At 71.9% G+C, this 18,401-nt stretch carries 14 protein-coding genes; 9 read left to right on the forward strand and 5 right to left on the reverse strand.

Annotated elements, in window-relative coordinates; translation table 11 throughout:
- Nucleotides 1-167: 167 nt before the first annotated feature.
- Nucleotides 168-1,610, forward strand: a complete 1,443-nt coding sequence (locus FB382_RS06445; RefSeq protein ID WP_182537754.1) for a glycine hydroxymethyltransferase — start codon at nucleotides 168-170, stop codon at nucleotides 1,608-1,610.
- A 1-nt stretch (nucleotide 1,611) separates the two neighbouring features.
- Here FB382_RS06445 and FB382_RS06450 read toward each other — a convergent pair whose 3' ends face one another.
- Nucleotides 1,612-2,289: a response regulator gene (locus FB382_RS06450; protein ID WP_182537755.1), complete on the reverse strand. Its 678-nt coding sequence runs from the start codon at nucleotides 2,287-2,289 to the stop codon at nucleotides 1,612-1,614.
- On the reverse strand, nucleotides 2,286-3,872 hold the full coding sequence (locus FB382_RS06455) for a sensor histidine kinase (RefSeq protein ID WP_182537756.1): 1,587 nt from the start codon (nucleotides 3,870-3,872) through the stop codon (nucleotides 2,286-2,288). The genes FB382_RS06450 and FB382_RS06455 overlap by 4 nt, the downstream gene beginning before the upstream one ends.
- A 95-nt stretch (nucleotides 3,873-3,967) precedes the next feature.
- Here FB382_RS06455 and FB382_RS06460 point away from each other — a divergent pair, with 95 nt between their 5' ends.
- Entirely contained in the window at nucleotides 3,968-5,326 is a 1,359-nt protein-coding gene (locus tag FB382_RS06460; protein ID WP_182537758.1) for a cation:dicarboxylate symporter family transporter, read from the forward strand.
- A gap of 9 nt (nucleotides 5,327-5,335) precedes the next feature.
- On the opposite strand, the gene FB382_RS06465 is transcribed toward FB382_RS06460, so the two are convergent.
- Nucleotides 5,336-6,967, reverse strand: a complete 1,632-nt coding sequence (locus tag FB382_RS06465) for an acyl-CoA dehydrogenase family protein (protein WP_182537760.1) — start codon at nucleotides 6,965-6,967, stop codon at nucleotides 5,336-5,338.
- A 17-nt stretch (nucleotides 6,968-6,984) separates the two neighbouring features.
- Between FB382_RS06465 and FB382_RS06470 the strand changes: the two genes are divergently transcribed.
- The 3 genes from FB382_RS06470 to FB382_RS22810 all read left to right on the forward strand — a co-directional run bounded on the left by FB382_RS06470 (nucleotide 6,985) and on the right by FB382_RS22810 (nucleotide 11,105).
- Nucleotides 6,985-7,917, forward strand: a complete 933-nt coding sequence (locus FB382_RS06470; protein WP_182537762.1) for a YihY/virulence factor BrkB family protein — start codon at nucleotides 6,985-6,987, stop codon at nucleotides 7,915-7,917.
- Between the two features lie 34 nt (nucleotides 7,918-7,951).
- Nucleotides 7,952-9,025, forward strand: coding sequence for a potassium channel family protein (locus FB382_RS06475; RefSeq protein WP_125035965.1), 1,074 nt, complete (start codon nucleotides 7,952-7,954; stop codon nucleotides 9,023-9,025).
- Between the two features lie 112 nt (nucleotides 9,026-9,137).
- Complete coding sequence (locus FB382_RS22810) at nucleotides 9,138-11,105, forward strand: ATP-binding protein (protein ID WP_182537764.1); 1,968 nt, start codon at nucleotides 9,138-9,140, stop codon at nucleotides 11,103-11,105.
- 71 nt (nucleotides 11,106-11,176) lie between these two features.
- Here the strand turns inward: FB382_RS22810 and FB382_RS06485 are convergent, their stop codons facing one another.
- Complete coding sequence (locus FB382_RS06485; RefSeq protein WP_182537766.1) at nucleotides 11,177-11,524, reverse strand: STAS domain-containing protein; 348 nt, start codon at nucleotides 11,522-11,524, stop codon at nucleotides 11,177-11,179.
- Between the two features lie 383 nt (nucleotides 11,525-11,907).
- Here FB382_RS06485 and FB382_RS06490 point away from each other — a divergent pair, with 383 nt between their 5' ends.
- The 4 genes from FB382_RS06490 (at nucleotide 11,908) to FB382_RS06505 (ending at nucleotide 17,861) form a co-directional block, all read left to right on the forward strand.
- On the forward strand, nucleotides 11,908-12,117 hold the full coding sequence (locus FB382_RS06490; protein ID WP_182537767.1) for a hypothetical protein: 210 nt from the start codon (nucleotides 11,908-11,910) through the stop codon (nucleotides 12,115-12,117).
- A 70-nt stretch (nucleotides 12,118-12,187) separates the two neighbouring features.
- Nucleotides 12,188-13,693, forward strand: a complete 1,506-nt coding sequence (locus FB382_RS06495; RefSeq protein WP_182537768.1) for a DUF3375 domain-containing protein — start codon at nucleotides 12,188-12,190, stop codon at nucleotides 13,691-13,693.
- Nucleotides 13,690-14,439, forward strand: coding sequence for a DUF4194 domain-containing protein (locus FB382_RS06500; RefSeq protein ID WP_182537769.1), 750 nt, complete (start codon nucleotides 13,690-13,692; stop codon nucleotides 14,437-14,439). The genes FB382_RS06495 and FB382_RS06500 overlap by 4 nt, the downstream gene beginning before the upstream one ends.
- Nucleotides 14,436-17,861, forward strand: a complete 3,426-nt coding sequence (locus FB382_RS06505; RefSeq protein ID WP_182537770.1) for an ATP-binding protein — start codon at nucleotides 14,436-14,438, stop codon at nucleotides 17,859-17,861. Before FB382_RS06500 ends, FB382_RS06505 begins: the two co-directional genes overlap by 4 nt.
- A 163-nt stretch (nucleotides 17,862-18,024) precedes the next feature.
- Here FB382_RS06505 and FB382_RS06510 read toward each other — a convergent pair whose 3' ends face one another.
- Nucleotides 18,025-18,288 (reverse strand): hypothetical protein, encoded by a 264-nt coding sequence (locus tag FB382_RS06510; protein ID WP_182537771.1) that lies wholly within the window; start codon nucleotides 18,286-18,288, stop codon nucleotides 18,025-18,027.
- Nucleotides 18,289-18,401: the final 113 nt, after the last annotated feature.

An 18,401-nucleotide genomic window follows, 5' to 3' on the forward strand; every position in this document is an offset into this window, starting at 1 on the left:
GCGCTGATCATGTCAAGGAGTCTCACGGGTCGGACGCCCTTCCCACAAGGTGAAATCCCATGATGTGGACATCGTGACCACGATGCGAGACGCGGTACGCCGTCTCCCGCCTGCCACGCCCCGGGGTGCGGTCCACGTCACACGGGCCGCAGCCCTAGGCTGTGCCCATGAGCGATCTCTCCCAGTTGACGAGCAGCGCCTACCAGCAGGCCCTCGAGGTCATCGCCTCGGTCGAACCCCGCGTCGCCGAGGCCACCCGGCAGGAGCTGGCCGACCAGCGGGCCTCGCTCAAGCTGATCGCGAGCGAGAACTACGCCTCGCCCGCGGTCCTGATGACGATGGGCACCTGGTTCAGCGACAAGTACGCCGAGGGCACCGTCGGGCACCGCTTCTACGCCGGCTGCCAGAACGTCGACACCGTCGAGGCGCTCGCCGCCGAGCACGCCCGCGAGCTGTTCGGCGCCCCCTACGCCTACGCCCAGCCGCACTCCGGCATCGACGCCAACCTGGTCGCGTTCTGGTCGATCCTCGCCCACCGCATCGAGGGCCCCGCGCTCGAGAAGCTGGGTGCGAAGAACGTCAACGAGCTGACCGACGAGGACTGGGAGACGCTGCGCCACGAGCTCGGCAACCAGCGGCTGCTCGGCATGTCCCTGGACTCCGGCGGTCACCTCACCCACGGCTTCCGCCCCAACATCAGCGGCAAGATGTTCCACCAGCAGCAGTACGGCACCGACCCGGAGACCGGCCTGCTCGACTACGACAAGGTCGCCGCGAAGGCCCGTGAGTTCAAGCCGCTGGTGCTGGTCGCCGGCTACTCGGCCTACCCCCGCCGCGTGAACTTCGCCAAGATGCGCGAGATCGCCGACGAGGTCGGCGCGACCCTGATGGTCGACATGGCGCACTTCGCCGGCCTGGTCGCGGGCAAGGTCTTCACCGGCGACGAGGACCCGGTCCCGTTCGCCCACGTCACCACCACGACCACCCACAAGTCGCTGCGCGGCCCGCGCGGTGGCCTCGTCCTGGCCCAGGAGGAGTACGCCCCGTCGGTCGACCGTGGCTGCCCGATGGTGCTCGGCGGCCCGCTGTCGCACGTGATGGCCGCGAAGGCGGTCGCGCTCGCCGAGGCGCGCCAGCCCGCGTTCCAGACCTACGCCCAGAAGATCGCCGACAACGCCAAGTCGCTGGCCGAGGGCTTCCTGACCCGCGGCGCCAACCTGGTCACCGGCGGCACCGACAACCACATCGTGCTGCTGGACGTCTCGTCGTTCGGCCTGACCGGCCGCCAGGCGGAGTCGGCGCTGCTCGACGCGGGCGTGGTGACCAACCGCAACAGCGTGCCCAACGACCCCAACGGTGCCTGGTACACCTCGGGCGTCCGGCTCGGCACCCCCGCGCTGACCACGCGCGGCTTCGGCCACGACGAGTTCGACAACGTCGCGGAGCTGATCGTGCACGTCCTCAGCAACACCGAGGCCGGGACCACCAAGGCCGGGGCTCCGTCGAAGGCCAGCTACACGCTGGGCGAGGGCATCGCCGCCAAGGTGCGCGACGCCAGCGCCGAGATGCTCGACAAGCACCCGCTCTACCCCGGTCTCGAGCTCAGCTGACCTAGCGCCAGCGGTACTCCACCTCGGGTCGGCCGCTGCCGCCGTAGCGCGGTCGGCGCTCGGCGCGCCCGGTGTCGGCGAGGTGCTCGAGGTAGCGCCGCGCGGTCACCCGGGACGCCCCGACGGCCTCGGCCGCCTCGCTCGCCGACAACGGCTGCGGGGCGGCCCGCAGGGCCTCGGTGATGTCGCGCATCGTCTCGGCGCTCATGCCCTTGGGGAGCTCGCCGCCGGGGGTGTGGCGCAGCGACCCGAAGAGCCGGTCGACCTCGTCCTGCACCACCTCGGCGGGCGCCGCGGCGAGCTGCGCGCGGTAGGCGGCGTACTGCTCGAGCTTGGCCCGGAACGTCGCGAACGTGAACGGCTTCAGCAGGTAGAGCACGACGCCCTGCGCCATCGCGTGCCGCACGACGTCGGCGTCGCGGGCGGAGGTCACGGCGATCACGTCGCACAGGTGCCCGGCGGCGCGGAGCTTCTGGAGCAGGCCGAGCCCGTGCCCGTCGGGCAGGTGCATGTCGAGCAGGAGCAGGTCGACGTGCCTGTCGGAGTTGAGCAGGCGAGCGGCCTCCTGGGCCGAGCGCGCGACACCGGCGACCTCGAAGCCCTCGACGCGGGCGGTGTACGCCGCGTGCGCCTCGGCCGCGAGTTCCTCGTCCTCCACGACGAGCACCCGGATCGTCATGCCTCACCACCGTTGCCGCGCAGGGTGACCCGGAACTCCGCGCCACCCAGGGGCGACGTGCCGATCTCGATGCTGCCGCCGTGCCGGCGTGCGACCTGTCCGACCAGGGCCAGGCCGATGCCCCGCCCTCCGACGGCACGAGTCGCCTTGGTGGTCCAGCCGCGCTCGAGGACGCGGGCTGTCTCCGCCTCGGTGAGCCCCGGGCCGCTGTCGCCGACGACCACCCGGACCGTGTCCCCGGACCCGTCGAGCCGGACGGCGACGCGACGGACCGGCTCGCCCGCGACGGCATCGAAGGCGTTGTCGACGAGGTTGCCCAGGACGGTCACCAGGTCGCGGGCCGGCACGGCTGCCTCGGCGGGCAGCTCGCCGTCGATGGCCAGGTCGATGCCACGCTCGGCGGCGTCCGATCGCTTGCCGAGCAGCAGGGCCGCCACGACCGGGTCGCCGACGGCGCCGACCATCCGGTCGGTGAGCAGCTGGGCCACCTCGAGCTCCTCGGTCGCGAAGGCCACCGCCTCCTCGGGACGGCCCATCTCGATCAGGGAGACCACGGTGTGCAGCCGGTTGGCGGCCTCGTGGTTCTGCGAGCGCAGCGAGTCGGTGAGCCCGCGCACCACGTCCAGCTCTCCGGTCACCGACCGCAGCTCGGTGTGGTCGCGCAGCGTCACCACGGCGCCGACCTCGCGGCCCTGCCAGGTCGCGGGCGCCGAGCTGACGACGAGCACGTGCTCGCCCGCGACGTAGATGTCGTCGCTCTCCGCCGTCCGACCGAGTGCCGCGGCGACCAGTCCCGGCGGCAGGCCGAGGTCGTGCACGGACCGGCCGATCACGTCGGGCGGCAGGTGGAGGAGCCGTGCCGCCTCGTCGTTGGCCAGCTGCACGCGCCCCTGGTCGTCGAGGAGCAGCAGCCCCTCGCGGACGGCGTGCAGGACGGCGGAGTAGTACTCGTACATCCGGGTGATCTCGCGCTCGCCCATCCCGTGGGTGGCGCGCCGCAACCGCCGCCCGACCAGCCAGGTGCCGGCGAGGCCGACGGCGAGCACTGCCAGCGCGGCCAGCCCGATGAGCAGGACGTCGCCCCGGAGGTCCCGGTCGATCCGGTCGATGGTGATGCCGACCGACACGAGGGCCACGACGTCGCCCGAGCCGTCCCGCACCGGCACGACCGCGCGCATCGACGGGCCGAGCGTGCCGGCGTACTCCTGGGTGAAGGTGCGGCCCTCGGGCGCACCGCCGACGTCGCCGACGAAGTGCCGGCCGATCTGGGACGGGTCGGGGTGGCTGTAGCGGATCAGGTCGAGGTTCATGACGGTGACGAAGTCGACCGCCGCGTCGTGCCGGACCCGCTCGGCCATCGGCTGGATCGCGACGCTCGGGTCGGCGTCGTCGAGGGCCGCGACGAGCGCGGGGGAGTCGGCCAGCGTGGTGGCCACGGCCACGGCCCGCTCGGTTGCGGTGGCCCGGGCGTGGCGCCGGGCGTCGTACGCCGCGAGCGCCAGCGAGGCGACCACGAGCACGAGGACGACCGCCACCTGCAGCACCAGGATCTGGCGCGCGACGGACGGTTCCCTCGCTTGCATGGGCGCATTGTGCCGCACCGCGTGGCCGGTCAGCGGCTCGTGAACTCAACGACCACAACGGTGACGCCCGTCACAGCCGTCGACACAGTGAGCGCATGACCACTCCCTCCACCACGAACCGGGCGGTACCCCGCAGCCGGACGCACTACCTCTACGTGGCCGTCATCGTCGCCGTCGGCCTCGGCATCCTGGTCGGCCTCGTCGCCCCGGACTTCGCCGTCCAGCTCAAGCCGCTGGGCACCGCGTTCGTCGCGCTGATCAAGATGATGATCCAGCCGGTGATCTTCTGCACGATCGTGCTCGGCGTCGGCTCGGTCCGCAGCGCCGCGCGGGTCGGCAAGGTCGGCGGCCTGGCGCTCGGGTACTTCCTCGTGATGTCGACCGTCGCCCTCGCGATCGGCCTGGTCGTCGGCAACGTGCTGCACCCGGGCTCCGGGCTGCAGCTGACCGACGAGGTGGCCAACGCCGGCGCCGAGCAGGCGGCCGGTGCGCACGGCTCCACGGTCGACTTCCTCGTCGGGATCATCCCGACGTCGATGCTGTCGTCGCTGACGTCGGGCGAGGTGCTGCAGACGCTGCTCGTGGCACTGCTCGTCGGCTTCGCCGTGCAGGCGATGGGCTCCACGGGGGAGCCGATCCTGCGCGGCGTCGGACACCTCCAGAAGCTGGTGTTCCGGGTCCTCTCGATGATCATGTGGGCCGCCCCGGTGGGTGCGTTCGGCGCGATGGCGGCCGTCGTCGGCGAGACCGGCGTCGATGCCCTCAAGAGCCTCGCCGTGCTGATGCTCGGCTTCTACATCACGTGCGCCGTGTTCGTCTTCGTGGTCCTCGGCACGATCCTCAGGGTGACCACGGGGGTCAACATCCTCAGCCTCTTCCGCTACCTCGGCCGCGAGTTCCTGCTGATCCTGTCCACCTCCTCCTCGGAGTCGGCGCTGCCGCGGCTGATCGCCAAGATGGAGCACGCCGGCGTCGACAAGCCGACGGTGGGCGTCGTCGTCCCGACCGGCTACTCCTTCAACCTCGACGGCACCGCGATCTACCTGACGATGGCCTCGCTGTTCATCGCGGCCGCCACCGGCGACCCGCTGAGCCTCGGGGAGCAGATCAGCCTGCTGCTGTTCATGATGATCGCGTCCAAGGGCGCCGCCGGCGTCACGGGTGCCGGCATGGCCACCCTGGCCGGCGGGCTCAGCTCGCACCGCCCCGAGCTGGTCGACGGCGTCGGCCTGATCGTGGGCATCGACCGGTTCATGTCCGAGGCCCGGGCGCTGACCAACTTCGCCGGCAACTCGGTCGCCACGGTGCTGGTGGCGCACTGGACCGGTGGCCTCGACCGGGCGCGCCTGGACCGCGTGCTGGCCGGGGACCTGCCCTTCGACGAGACCACGATGGTCGACGACCACGAGCCCCGGCCGGCGGTCGAGCCGCAGCGGGACCCCGCGCTGGTCTGACGGATCCGCTCAGAGGGCGGGGGTCGCGCGGTCCACGATGGCCCGCAGGTCCCCGCTCTCGAGCGCGCCGAACACCCCGTCGTACGACGTGCCGAGCCGCGAGGCGCAGAACGCGTCGGCCACCTCGGCCGGCGCGAACTGCACGAGCAGGGCGCCCTGCAGGCAGGCCGCCATCCGGCCGGCGAGCCGACGGGCGTTGACCTCGAGCGTGGCGGAGTCGCCGAGCATCGCGAGCGTCTCGTCGACGACGCGGTCCAGTCGCGCGTCGGCGCCCCGGGCCCGGCCGACCTCGGTGATCCAGGCCGCCAGCACCTCGGGCTCGCGGGAGAGCGCGCGCAGGACGTCGAGCGCGTTGACGTTGCCGGAGCCCTCCCACACGGAGTTGAGCGGGGCCTCGCGATAGAGCAGCGGCATCACCGACTCCTCGACGTAGCCGTTGCCGCCGAGGCACTCCAGCGCCTCGGCCACCATGAACGGGGTCCTCTTGCAGACCCAGAACTTCGCCAGCGGGAGCGCGATCCGGCGCAGCGCCGCCTCGTGCGGGTCGGTGGCGTTGTCGACGGCAGCCGCGAGCCGCATTGCCAGCGCCGTGGCGGCCTCGGTCTCGACCGCGAGGTCGGCCAGCACGTTCTGCATGAGCGGCTTGTCGATGAGCAGGGAGCCGAACGCCGAGCGGTGCGCGGCGTGCCAGGACGCCTCGGACAGCGCGCGGCGCATCAGCGACGTCGAGCCGAGCACGCAGTCGAGGCGCGTGGCCGCGACCATCTCGATGATGGTCCGCACGCCGCGGCCCTCGTCGCCGAGGCGCTGCCCGATCGTCCCGTCGAACTCCAGCTCCGAGGAGGCGTTGGAGCGGTTGCCCAGCTTGTCCTTGAGGCGTACGACGTCCAGCCGGTTGCGGCTGCCGTCGGCCAGCACCCGCGGCACCACGAAGCAGGTGACCCCGTCGGCGGCCTGGGCCAGCACGAGGAACATGTCGTTCATCGGGGCCGAGGTGAACCACTTGTGCCCGTGCAGGGTGTACTCGCCGTCGGTCGACGTCGGCCGCGCCTCGGTGACGTTGGCCCGCACGTCGGAGCCGCCCTGCTTCTCGGTCATCCCCATGCCGGCGAGGGCGCCGCGCTTGGTGGCGGGGGCGCGCAGGCCGGGGTCGTAGGTGGTGGAGGCCAGCAGCGGCGTCCACTCCTTGGCGATCGCGTCGTCGGCGCGCAGCGCCGGCACGGACGCGTAGGTCATCGAGATCGGGCAGCCGTGGCCCGGCTCGGTGTGCGACCAGGCCATGAACCCGGCAGCTCGGCGCACGTGGGCGTGCGGGGAGTCCTGCTCCCACGGCGTCGCGGCGAGCCCGTGGCTCACCGCCTTCCCCATCAGCCAGTGCCAGGAGGGGTGGAAGCGGACCTCGTCGATCCGGTTGCCGTAGCGGTCGTAGGGCGTGAGCTGGGGGTGGTTCTCGTTGGCGAGGATGCCGTGCTCGCGGGCCTCGGCCGAGCCCGCCTCGGCGCCCAGCGGGGCCAGGTCCTCGACGACGTCGGGGGAGCCGTGGCGGGTGATCGCCTCGACGAGCGCCCGGTCGGCGGTGACGACGTTGTGACCGACCAGCGGCGGCGCCTGGTTGGTGGCTACCCGGATGTCAGTGCCCATGTGGATACCGTAGAGCCATGCCGCCCTCGGAGAACCAGCCGTCCGAGGCGGCCCCGGACGATCGCCTCCATCGGGCGCTCGACACCCTCTGGCGCCTGGTCGTCACGACGGTGAGCTCCTGCCTGCGGCACCGGGTGACCGGACTGGCCGCGGAGGCGGCGTTCTTCGCGGTCCTGAGCGTGCCGCCGCTGATCTTCGCGCTCGCGGGTGCGATCGGCTACGTGACCGACCAGTTCTCGCCGGCCCAGGTCACCGACGTCCGGGCCGCCCTGATCGACCTCTCGCGGCGGGCCCTGACCGAGACCGCGGTCAACCGGATCATCATCCCGACCCTGGACGACGTGCTGCGCGGCGGCCGGTTCGACGTGATCTCGCTCGGCTTCGTGCTCGCCCTGTGGTCCGGCTCGCGCGCCCTCAACGTCTTCGTCGACACCATCACGATCATGCACGGCCTCGGTGGGCACCGCGGGATCGTCAAGACCCGCGCGCTGTCCTTCGGCCTCTACGTGCTGGCCATGGTCACCGGCGTGCTGTCGATCCCGCTCGTCGTGGCGGGTCCGGGACTGGTCGACGACTGGCTGCCGCCGAGCTTCGACTTCGTCCTGCACTTCTACTGGCCGGTGGTCGTGGTGATCTGCATCTGCTTCCTCGCCACGCTCTACCACGTGTCGGTCCCGGTGCGGACCAACTGGAGCTTCAACCTGCCCGGTGCGACGTTCTCGCTGGTCGTGTGGGTGCTGGGCTCCTACGTCCTGCGCGCGATCCTTACGGTCACCGCGGCCGACTCGAAGTCGATCTACGGTCCGCTGGCAGCGCCCATCGCGGTGCTCATCTGGCTCTACCTCGTCAGCATCGCCGTGCTCATCGGTGCCGCGGTCAACGCGGCGTTCGACACGGTCTTCCCCCAGACCACCACGACCACCGCCCGGATGACCCGGCCGGTCGACTAGATTCTCGACCGTGCCTGACGACCCGAGCGACCTGATGGCAGGGCGCGCCAGCGGCAAGGTCTCCCTGCCCGAGCCCGTGCGGTCCCCGTGGTACGCCCTGACCCGCCGGCTCCTCGCGGCCGTCATCATCCTCGTCGGCACCGTCGTGATCGTGTACGCCGATCGCAGCGGCTACCGCGACGGCAACGACCCGACCGGGGTCGTCGACCTCGCCGACGCGATCTACTACACGACGGTCACGCTCAGCACGACCGGCTACGGCGACATCGCGCCGGTCTCCGAGCGCGCCCGCCTCGTCAACGCCTTCGTCATCACACCCGCCCGCATCGGCTTCCTCGTGCTGCTGATCGGAACCACCCTGGAGGTGCTCGCCTCGCAGGGCCGCGAGCTCTTCCGGGTCGCCCGCTGGAGGAAGACCATGGGTCACCACGTCGTCATCATCGGCTACGGCACGAAGGGTCGCAGCGCCGTCGAGACCCTCGTCAACAACGGCCAGGACCGCGACGGCATCGTCGTCGTGGACCCCAGCAAGATCGCGCTCGAGGACGCCCACTCCGACGGCCTGGCCGTCGTCACGGGCGACGCCACCCGACGCGAGGTGCTCCGCCGCGCCGGCGTCGCCGAGGCCGACCAGGTCATCATCACGACCAACCGCGACGACTCCAACGTGCTCGCCACCTTGACGGTGCGCCAGCTCAACCCCGACGCGTGGATCGTCGCGGCGGTCCGTGAGCAGGAGAACGCGCCGCTGATGAAGCAGTCCGGCGCCAACTCCGTGATCACCTCCTCCGACGCGGTCGGCCGGCTGCTCGGCCTGTCCTCGATGTCGCCGATGCTCGGCTCGGTCATGGAGGACCTGCTGACCTACGGCGAGGGCCTCGAGGTCGCCGAGCGCGACCTGCTGGTCAACGAGGTCGGCCAGCAGCCGCAGGCGCTGCCCGACCAGGTCATCGCGGTCGTGCGCGACGAGAAGGTCTACCGCTACTTCGACCCGGTGGTCACCCAGCTGGCGCGCGGCGACCGGCTGATCGTCGTCCGCCCGGCGCGGGAGCTGCCCTGGGCGCCGCGTCCCGGCACCCATGACGAGGACTTCGCCTCCGACGACTGAGCCGGGACACTCGCGCGTTTCCCCGACGGGCCGGGGATTTCCCACTAGCCTCGGTCCGGGGTGGGGGCCCAGTAAGGGGAAACTCATGCCGGGGAGCCGGCGACACGGCGTCGTGAACTCGTCACCGACCGTGGTGGCGGGGTTCGTGGCGGGCTACGTCGCACTGGGGTTCGTCGGTCGGTGGACGATCGGCGAGGGGACGACCTTCGCGCTGATCTGGCCGGCCGGCGGTCTTGCCGTGCTCTGGTTCCTGCTGCGCGGGGCCGGACCCCGATCGGTCGACACGGCCCTGCTCGCGGTCGCGACGTACGCCGTCAACGTGGTCACCGGGGCGCCGTACGACATCGGCCTGCTCCTCGTCGTGACCAACGTGGCGCAGACCCTCGCCGCCGTGGCCCTGGTCCGGCGCTACTGCCCGGAGCTGTGGGGGGCCGGTGGAGACCGCCCCCTCGACTCGCCCGGGGTGCTGGTGCGGTTCCTGGCCACCGCCGTGGTCGCGACCGGACTCGGTGCGGCCCTCGGGGCGGCCGGGACCTCGCTGCTCCACGGAGGCCTCGACGGCATCGGCGCGGTGCTCTGGCTCGGCCGCAACCTGTGCGGGGTGCTGATGGTCGTGCCCGCCGGGCTCCTGGTGGCCCGACTGCGTTCCGTGCCGGCCGACGAGCCGGTGATCGGACCCGCCGGTCGCCCCGAGCTCGCCATGGCCGGGGCGTTCACGATCGCGATGTACGCGCTGGCGTTCACCTTCGACGACCTGCCCCTCGCCTTCCCCCTCGTGGCCGGCGTCGTCTGGGTCGGCATGCGCTACACGACCGTGGTCTCGGCGGCGTACGCGACCCTCAACGGCATCGCCACGATCCGGCTCACGCTCAACCACATCGGGCCGTTCGCCGCGGTCGAGGATCCGCAGGTCGGGGCGCTGCTCGCGCAGTTCTACATCGTGACCATCGTGGTCACCGGGCTGAGCCTCTCCACGGGTCTCGACGAGCGCCGCCGCCTCGAGGCCGAGGTGCGCCGCAACGAGGAGGAGGCGGTCTACCAGGCCGAGCTGCTCAACTCGGTCATCACCTCGATGACCGAGGGCCTCACGGTCATCGACGACACCGGTGCCTTCCTGATGCGCAACCCCGCTGCCAGCGAGGCGATGGGCAACGGCCCGGACGGTCCGCTGCCCGGCCTGCCGAACCTGGCCGGGACCTTCGCCGACGGCTCACCCATCCCGGAGGGGCAGCGTCCTTCCCAGCGTGCCTTGCGCGGCGAGACCGTGCGCAACGTCGAGGTGCTGGTCGACGACGACGGTCAGGGGCGCGTCCTCACCGTCTCGGCCGTCCCCCTGCCGCGGGACGAGGACCAGGACCGCGCCCGGGCGATGCTGCTCTTCCACGACGTCACCGACGACTACCGCCGCCGAGAGGACCTCACGAACTTCGCGGGCGTCGTCGCCCACGACCTGCGCAACCCGCTCGCCGCCATCGACGGCTGGACCGAGCTGATCGGGGACGAGATGGAGGCGGGGGAGTTCGACCCGTCGCTGCTGCGCGACTTCGTCGACCGCGTCCGCTCCTCGGCCGGCCGGATGGGGGAGCTGGTCCGGGACCTGCTGGCCTACGCCACGAGCGACGCGTCCGACCTCGAGCTCGGACGCGTCGAGCTGGCGCCGATCGTCCGCGACGTGGCCGCCTCGCGCGAGGTCGAGGGGCTCGTCACCGTGCGCGACCTGCCGCCCGTCCATGCCGACCCGGTCCTCGTGCGTCAGCTGCTCGACAACCTGATCGGCAACGCGGTCAAGTACGTCGCCGCCGGGGTCGAGCCCAAGATCGAGGTCTTCGGCCGGGTCGAGGACGGACGCGTCGTCACCGCCGTGGCCGACAACGGCATCGGGGTGCCTCCCGGCGAGCACGAGAAGGTCTTCACGGAGTTCCACCGCGCCAGCTCGGGCGCCTACGAGGGCACCGGGCTCGGACTCGCGATCTGCCGCCGGATCGTGACCCGCCTCGGCGGGAGCATCGGCGCCCGTGACAACCCGGGTGGGCAGGGCACTGTCTTCGAGTTCACACTGCCGTTGAGCGGGCCCGACTGATCGTCACCCGTTCGGGTGTGTCGCCGCCTCGGGCGGGGGCGTCACGATGGTCGCGCCTGCAAAGGCACTGCTCATCGTCCCCGATCCACGGGGGTTTCGGGGACGGTGAGCGAGCCCAGGCCCAGCACCGTGTCGATCCCGGTGAGGGTGCAGAGCCGCTCGAAGCTCGGGCTCACCGACGTGAAGTGCATCGACCCGGACTCCTCCGTGAGCGCGCGGAGCGTCCGGATGAACACCCCGAGCGCCGACCCGTTGACGAACGTCACCCCGCCTGCGTCGACCAGCACCTGGTGGCACCCCTGCTGGCGGGCGCGGTCGATGCGCATGCCCACCCGTCGGGCCGAGAACAGGTCGAGATCGCCGCGCACCTGCACGCGGACGGTGGGGGGACTCATCGAGGAGCGAACGGTCAGGGTCACGGGCGCCGCGATTCTGGGGCATTGGTCCGGGAGCGGAGGCGCCTTGGTGGCGGGACACGAGAAGCGCCCGGATCCTTCGACGGTACGCCGGGGTCCGCCGTACCGTCGCATTTCCGCTGGAAACTTCACTTTCGGAACCTTGAGGGTTTCTTGAGGGAATCCCGAGGTTGGCTTGCAGGACCGCCCGCTAACGTAGTCATCAGAACCGCCGGTGACCCGAGACGCCGGCGGTTCTGCTATTTCCGGACGATGGGTGTTCTGGTCCCCACCTGCAGTTTTTCCTGTGGTTCACCTAGTCCGTTCGGGTCACGTCACGTAGATTCGTGCCATCGCGGTCGTGCCATGCGGGGCCGTCTCGGACGCGGTCATCAAAGGGGACATTGATGAGCTGTGGGGCCAACCAGGGGCATGACCCCGCCACGAGCGGCGGCTTCTTCACCTGCGACCGGTGCTTCGCCATCGTCGCCGAGAGCGGCCGCGACGGCCACGCCTGGTGGCATGCCGGGCTGATCGAGCTGATGCTGCTGATGGACCGTCAGGAGCGCGCGGCCCGCGCGGCTGCGACGGACACCGCGGTGCCCGTGCCTGACTGACGCCCGGGCGTGGCTCCGTCGGCCCGCTCTGACATGCTGGGCGGTCGGACAAGGCCATGGAGAGGTGTCGATGAGCGAGGTCGCGGGTGAGCTCGCCCGGGTGCGTGGGGCGTTCTCCCAGCCGACGCTGACGCTGCTGCACCAGCGTCAGGCACCGGTGGTGATCGCCATCTTCCGGGCGGCGTTCGGGCGCAACAACAAGCCCATCCCGACGGCGCGGTTGCACGCGCAGGTCGAGGAGCACCTCGCCCAGGTCCGGCGCACGGGGGAGTCCGACGTGCCCGTCGGCAGCGGCCACGAGGTCTGCCGCCGGTGGATGCGCGGCCAGTGGCTGGTGCGCTCGCTCGACGAGCGCGACAACGAGGTCTACTCCCTGACCTCCCACGCCCAGCAGGCGCTCGAGCTGGTCAAGAGCCTCGCTCGCGACCGGGCCACGCTGAGTGAGCACCGGATCGCGACCATCCTCGGCAGCGTTCGCCGGTTCAACTCCGAGGCCAACCCCGACCGCACGGCCCGCGTGACGATCCTCAACGAGGAGATCGCCCGGCTCCAGGCCGAGCGCGACCGGCTGGTCGACGGCGCCGAGATGGTCGGCGCGACCGAGGACTTCATGGCCGAGGGCTTCACCGAGCTGCTGAGCCTGATCTCGGCGCTGCCCAGCGACTTCGCCCGGGTCGAGGAGCGGTTCGCCGCCATCCGCGGTGAGGTCCTCGCGGCCTTCCGCGCCGAGGACCGACCCGCCGGCGAGGTCATCGACGACTACCTCGCCCGCGCGGACTCCCTGATGACCTCCACGCACGAGGGCCGGGCCTTCGAGGGCGCGTTCGCGCTCCTGCGCGACGACGCCCTGGTGGCGCAGCTGCGCGAGGATCTCACGGCGCTGCTGGACCACCCGCTGTCCGACGGGATCCTCAGCGACGCCGACCGGGCCGAGCTGCGCGGCACCGTCCACCTCGTCCGCGACGGCCTCGACCGGGTGCTCACCCAGCGGTCCCGGGTCACGGCCACCTTGAAGGACTACATCGTCTCCCACGACGCCGTCCGCGACCGCCAGCTCGAGCAGACCCTGCGGCAGCTCGAGTCCGAGCTGATGGGCTGGCTGGCCACGACCGGACCGCGCGCGACCCACGACGTGCCACTGCTCCCGCGACGGGCCACGGTGGAGCACCTGCGCGAGCGGTTCTACGACCCGGCCGACGACGTGCTGCCCGAGCCGATCGAGGAGTCCGACCCGAGCCAGGCCCCGCCGGTCTCCCTGGCCGACCTGATGGCCCAGGGGGGACCCCAGCTCGCCGAGCTGCGGCAGCGCCTCGACGCCACCCTGTCCTCCCTGCTCCCGGCTGGTTCCCTCGGTGAGCTGTTCAGCGGGCTCGAGCCCTCGCTGCGGCGTCCGGTGGAGATCTTCGGCCTGCTCCACCTCGCGGCGGGCCGCGACTGGGGCAGCGAGGAGGACCTCGAGGCCTACGACGCCGTACGCCCGGACGGGTCACGCCGCGCCTTCGCCGTGCCCCGCACCCGACTGCCCGACCCCGACCGACCCGAGAGCGACCGACCCGAGAGCGACACCGGAGCATGACCATCGACACCGAGCACGACACCGGGCACGACGCCGACACCGACCTGGAGGGCGAGTTCGACGACCGGTCCGTCTCGCTCTTCGAGGGGGACGAGGGCGGCCTGGAGTACGCCCAGCGGCACGCCCTCGTGACGCTGCTCCGGCAGCGGTTCATCAGCAGCCGCACGCATCCCCGCGACTGGCGGGTCCTGGTCGAGCACGAGCGGGTCCTGCGCTCGCGGCTCAACGACGTGTTCCTCGACCTCGCCGTCGACCGCGTCCGGGAGGTCGCGTGGAAGCGGCAGGCCGTCTCGGAGACCGGCAGCAAGTTCCCGACGCTGCTCTACGACGCGGCCTGGTCGCGTGAGGAGACGCTGGTGCTGGTGCACCTGCGCGACCGGCTCCGTGCCGGGCACGCCGGGGGAGACGGCAAGACCTACGTCGACCGTGAGGACATCGTCGAGTACGTCGCCAGCTTCCGCCCCGCCCATGCCACCGACGCGGCCGGCGACGAGCGCCGGGCCCGCAACGCGGTCGCCGGCGTCGTGAAGTCGGGGCTGCTGATCGGCTCCGTCGGGGACGACCGCTACGAGATCAGTGAGGCCGTCGAGCCGCTGCTGCCGCTCGAGCTGCTCCGCGAGCTGCTCGAGGCGCTGCGCGCGGCCAACGACGCCAGCGCCGGGCGCGGCGAGCTCGACGAGGAGAGCGAGCTCTTCGGCTACGCCGACGACGTGGCCGACGACGAGACCGGGGGGACGGACGCATGAGCGAGGGCCTGTTCGAGCAGGGGCTGGTCGACCACCCCACGGATGACACCGTCCAGTGGCGCGCCACGCTGCTGCAGCTGGTCAACTGGGGCGGCTTCGTCGGGCTGACCACGATCCCGCTGCGGGGCGAGGCGACCATGATCTCCGGCGCCTCGGGCGTCGGGAAGTCCACCATCCTCGACGCCTACACCGCGCTGATGATGCCGTCGGACACGAAGTTCAACGGCGCCTCCAACGACGCCGTGGGGGGTCGCGCCCGCAGTGCGGGCCAGCGCACCCTGCTGTCCTACCTCCGTGGTGCGGTCGACGTGGTCGACGACCCGAAGACCGGGCGGCCGGTCGAGCAGCTGCTCCGCGGCAAGGGCACCGACACGTGGGGCGCCGTGGCGATGACCTTCGTCAACGATCGAGGCGGCCGGTTCACCGCGCTCCGCACCTACTACGTGCCGAGGCGTGCCGTCCGCTCCAGCGATGTGCAGATGCAGCTCGCGACCCACGAGGGCTCCCTCGCGCTCGAGACGCTCGAGGTCGCCGTCCCGGAGCGCTTCCACGCCAACACGCTCAAGAAGCTCTTCCCGGGGATCCGCGTCCACCGGACCTACGCCGACTTCTCGGCGGTGCTCCACGCCCGCCTCGGGATCGGCGCCAACGGCGACGGGGCCAAGGCGCTGCGCCTGCTGGCCCGGATCCAGGCCGGCAATCACGTCCGCAGCGTCGACGAGCTCTACAAGGACATGGTCCTCGAGCAGCCCTCGACGTACGCCGCCGCCGACCGTGCCATCGAGCACTTCGACGACCTCGACACCGCCTACACCGCGATGCGCACCGAGGAGCAGAAGCTCGAGCTGCTCGACCCGATCTCCGAACTCCACCAGCGGCAGGTCGCGGCCCGCGCCCGCCTCGCCGAGCTCGACTCCTACGGCGTCACGCTGCCGGGTGACAGCCCGCTGCGACTGTGGCTGCTGCGCACCCACGCCCGGCTGCTCGGGGCCGCCGTGGCGGACAACCGCGCGGCCCGGGAGCGGACCACCGAGGAGCTGGCGGCCTCGGTCTCGGCCGAGACCGAGCTGCAAGGTGACCTGGAGGCGGCCAAGGAGGAGCACCGCGCAGCCGGCGGCGGGACGCTCCAGTCGCTCGCGCTGTCGCTGGAGCAGGAGGCCGTGGTCCGCGAGGACCGGCTCGGCCGTCGGGCGGTGCTGCAGGAGCGACTGCTGCCGCTGATCGACGCCGCCGACGACGACGCGGCCAAGGTCGACGAGGCCCTCATGTCGGTCGTGGCCTTCTCCGCGCTGCAGGAGCGGGCCCGGCGTTGGCTGAGCACCGCCGCGGACGACCTGGCTCGCCTGACCCACGAACGCGACGCCGCCCGGGACAAGGGGTTCCCGCTCAGCCAGCGGCTGAGCGAGCTGCGCCGCGAGCGGGCCTCCCTCGAGGGTCGCGCCGGCCGGATGCCCGCCCGCATGCACGAGCTGCGCGCCGAGGTGGCGCGCGCCAGCGGGCTGGACGTCGAGGAGCTGCCGTTCGTGGCCGAGCTGGTCGACGTCGCGCCGGAGGAGGCGCGCTGGCGGACGGCCGTCGAGACCGTGCTGGGTGGCTCGGCCCGGGTGATGCTCGTGCCGCTCGACCGGTTCGAGGAGTTCTCCCGGGGCATCGACGGGCTGCGGCTGCGCGGTCGGCTCACCTTCGAGGGCGTGGCGCTCGACCTGCCCGACCGGGGCCCCGGTGACCCTGAACGGGTCTCCGGCAAGCTGCTCCACAAGGACTCGCCGTTCTCGGGCTGGGTCCAGGCCCACGTCGCGGATCCTGCGCGTGACGCGCTCTGCGTGGAGACGGCCTCGGGCCTCGACGGCGACGGGCTGCGGGTGACCCTGGCGGGCCAGACCCGCAACGGACGCCGCGGCGCCCACGGCCGCAACGACGTCCGCGACATCATCGGTTTTTCCAACGAGGACGCGATCGCCGACATCGACCGGGAGATCGCGGCGCTGGAGCAGCGGCTCGGCGCGATCGAGGACGACGTGCGCGAGATCGACCGCACCCGCAGCGTCCACGAGCGGCTCCGCGCGGCGTACGACGCCGTCGCCGCGGCGCGCTTCGACGACTTCGACGTCGAGGGCAGCGACCGCCGCATCTCCGAGCTCGAGCGTCGCCGCGAGGAGATCCTGGCCGCCGACGACCGCCTCCAGGTGCTGCAGGGTCAGATCGACACGCTCGTGGAGCGGCTGGACCGCGCCCAGCGGGCCCGCTTCGAGCTGGACCGACGTCGCGAGGAGCTGACCGGCCGCCACGGCGAGCTGGTCGAGTCCGAGGACCTCGTCAACGACCGGATCGAGGCGCTCGAGCGCGCCGGGACGGTCACCCTGACGGCCGAGCAGGACGCCTCGCTCGCCGTCGAGCTGGCCGCCGCGGTCACGCCCGACGACCCCGACGACCCCGACCGCTTCCAGGCCAACGCCCACCGGTTGACCGAGCGCCTGCAGGCGGCCGTGTCCGATGCCCAGACCGAGATCCGGCGGGCCGAGGAGGACCTGGTCGCGATCTTCCGGGTCTACACCTTCCACTGGGACTCGCCCAACCTCGTGGCCACCGCCGAGTCCTACCCGGACTTCGCCCGCATCCTCGAGGAGATCCGCGGCAAGGGGCTGGCCCAGCGTCGCGCCGAGTGGCGCCGCCGGCTCACCGAGTGGAGCGGCCAGGACCTCGTGCCGCTGGTCGGCGCCATGGCCGCCTCGATCGAGGAGATCGAGGACCGCCTGGAGCCGATCAACGCGATCCTGCGGCGGCTGGAGTTCGGTGCGTCCGGCCACCGGCTGCGGATCCGGCTGCGCCGACTCAGCCCGGCCCACGTGCAGGTCTTCATGAAGGACCTGCGCGCGCTCGCCGCCGAGTCGACGACCGACCTGGCCGAGGCCGACCTCGAGAAGCGCTTCACCGACCTGAGCCGCTTCATGCAGCAGCTGCGCAAGCCCACCCAGTCCGGCGAGCAGCCGGTCGGCGGCTCCGACCGCGACCGGCTCCTCGACGTACGCCGCCACGTGGAGATCAGCGCCGAGCGCTACGACCACACCACCGGCGAGATGAAGGCGACCTATCGGACGCTGGGGGAGAAGAGCGGTGGCGAGAGCCAGGAGCTGGTCGCGTTCATCGTGGGGTCGGCGCTGCGGTTCCGGCTCGGCGACGAGATGCGGTCACGCCCCCGCTTTGCCCCCGTCTTCCTCGACGAGGGCTTCGTGAAGGCCGACTCGGAGTTCGCCGGGCGGGCCGTCGAGGCCTGGAAGGGCCTCGGCTTCCAGCTGATCATCGGCGTGCCCCTGGACAAGGTCACCGGCCTCGAGCCGCACGTCGACGAGCTCCTGGCGATCACCAAGAACGCCGCCACCCACCAGTCGTGGATCACGCCGATCCTCGCCGTGGAGGCCTGAGCCGCGAGTCGGCCCCTGGTCGGGTGGAGCGGTGAGGTGTCAACCGATTCCCCGACTCAAAGGGTTCATGGCTCACCGCTGGGTCGGCCGGGCGGTGAGGAGCGAACCTTTCGAGGCGGTGGTTCGGTTCATGGCTCACCGCCAGCTGGGGTGAGCCCGTCCGTCAACCACCCAGGTGGAAGACGACCCACCACCCCGAGGCGGCGACCGCCGTGCCCACCAGGAGGGCCGCGCCGAACCGCTCCCATCCGGGTGCCCCCGCCAGGACGCAGGCGATGAGGCCGACGAAGACCCCGGCCACGGCGATCCCGAGCAGGTGGTCGTTGAACCAGGCCGCGAAGACCAGGCTGCCCGCGACGAGGCCCAGCAGGCTCCCGGCGGTGGGGCCCGCCGGTCGACTCCCGACGACGTGCAGCGGCTGGATCACGGCCCGTTCACCGCCGGGCGTGGGGACATGGTGGCCATGCGACCAGTATCCGCTCGGACCCGTGTCCGGATCACTCACCCAGCACAACAAGAAAGCCCCTCGGCCTGGTCGGC

The sequence above is a fragment of the Nocardioides ginsengisegetis genome (assembly GCF_014138045.1).
Taxonomy (GTDB): Bacteria; Actinomycetota; Actinomycetes; order Propionibacteriales; family Nocardioidaceae; genus Nocardioides; species Nocardioides ginsengisegetis.

Bases quoted from the DNA above. Each gene is read 5' to 3' on its own strand.
- FB382_RS06445 (WP_182537754.1), top strand. From the start codon at position 168: ATGAGCGATCTCTCCCAGTTGACGAGCAGCGCCTACCAGCAGGCCCTC.
- FB382_RS06450 (WP_182537755.1), bottom strand. From the start codon at position 2,289: ATGACGATCCGGGTGCTCGTCGTGGAGGACGAGGAACTCGCGGCCGAG.
- FB382_RS06455 (WP_182537756.1), bottom strand. From the start codon at position 3,872: ATGCAAGCGAGGGAACCGTCCGTCGCGCGCCAGATCCTGGTGCTGCAG.
- FB382_RS06460 (WP_182537758.1), top strand. From the start codon at position 3,968: ATGACCACTCCCTCCACCACGAACCGGGCGGTACCCCGCAGCCGGACG.
- FB382_RS06465 (WP_182537760.1), bottom strand. From the start codon at position 6,967: ATGGGCACTGACATCCGGGTAGCCACCAACCAGGCGCCGCCGCTGGTC.
- FB382_RS06470 (WP_182537762.1), top strand. From the start codon at position 6,985: ATGCCGCCCTCGGAGAACCAGCCGTCCGAGGCGGCCCCGGACGATCGC.
- FB382_RS06475 (WP_125035965.1), top strand. From the start codon at position 7,952: ATGGCAGGGCGCGCCAGCGGCAAGGTCTCCCTGCCCGAGCCCGTGCGG.
- FB382_RS06490 (WP_182537767.1), top strand. From the start codon at position 11,908: ATGAGCTGTGGGGCCAACCAGGGGCATGACCCCGCCACGAGCGGCGGC.
- FB382_RS06495 (WP_182537768.1), top strand. From the start codon at position 12,188: ATGAGCGAGGTCGCGGGTGAGCTCGCCCGGGTGCGTGGGGCGTTCTCC.
- FB382_RS06500 (WP_182537769.1), top strand. From the start codon at position 13,690: ATGACCATCGACACCGAGCACGACACCGGGCACGACGCCGACACCGAC.
- FB382_RS06505 (WP_182537770.1), top strand. From the start codon at position 14,436: ATGAGCGAGGGCCTGTTCGAGCAGGGGCTGGTCGACCACCCCACGGAT.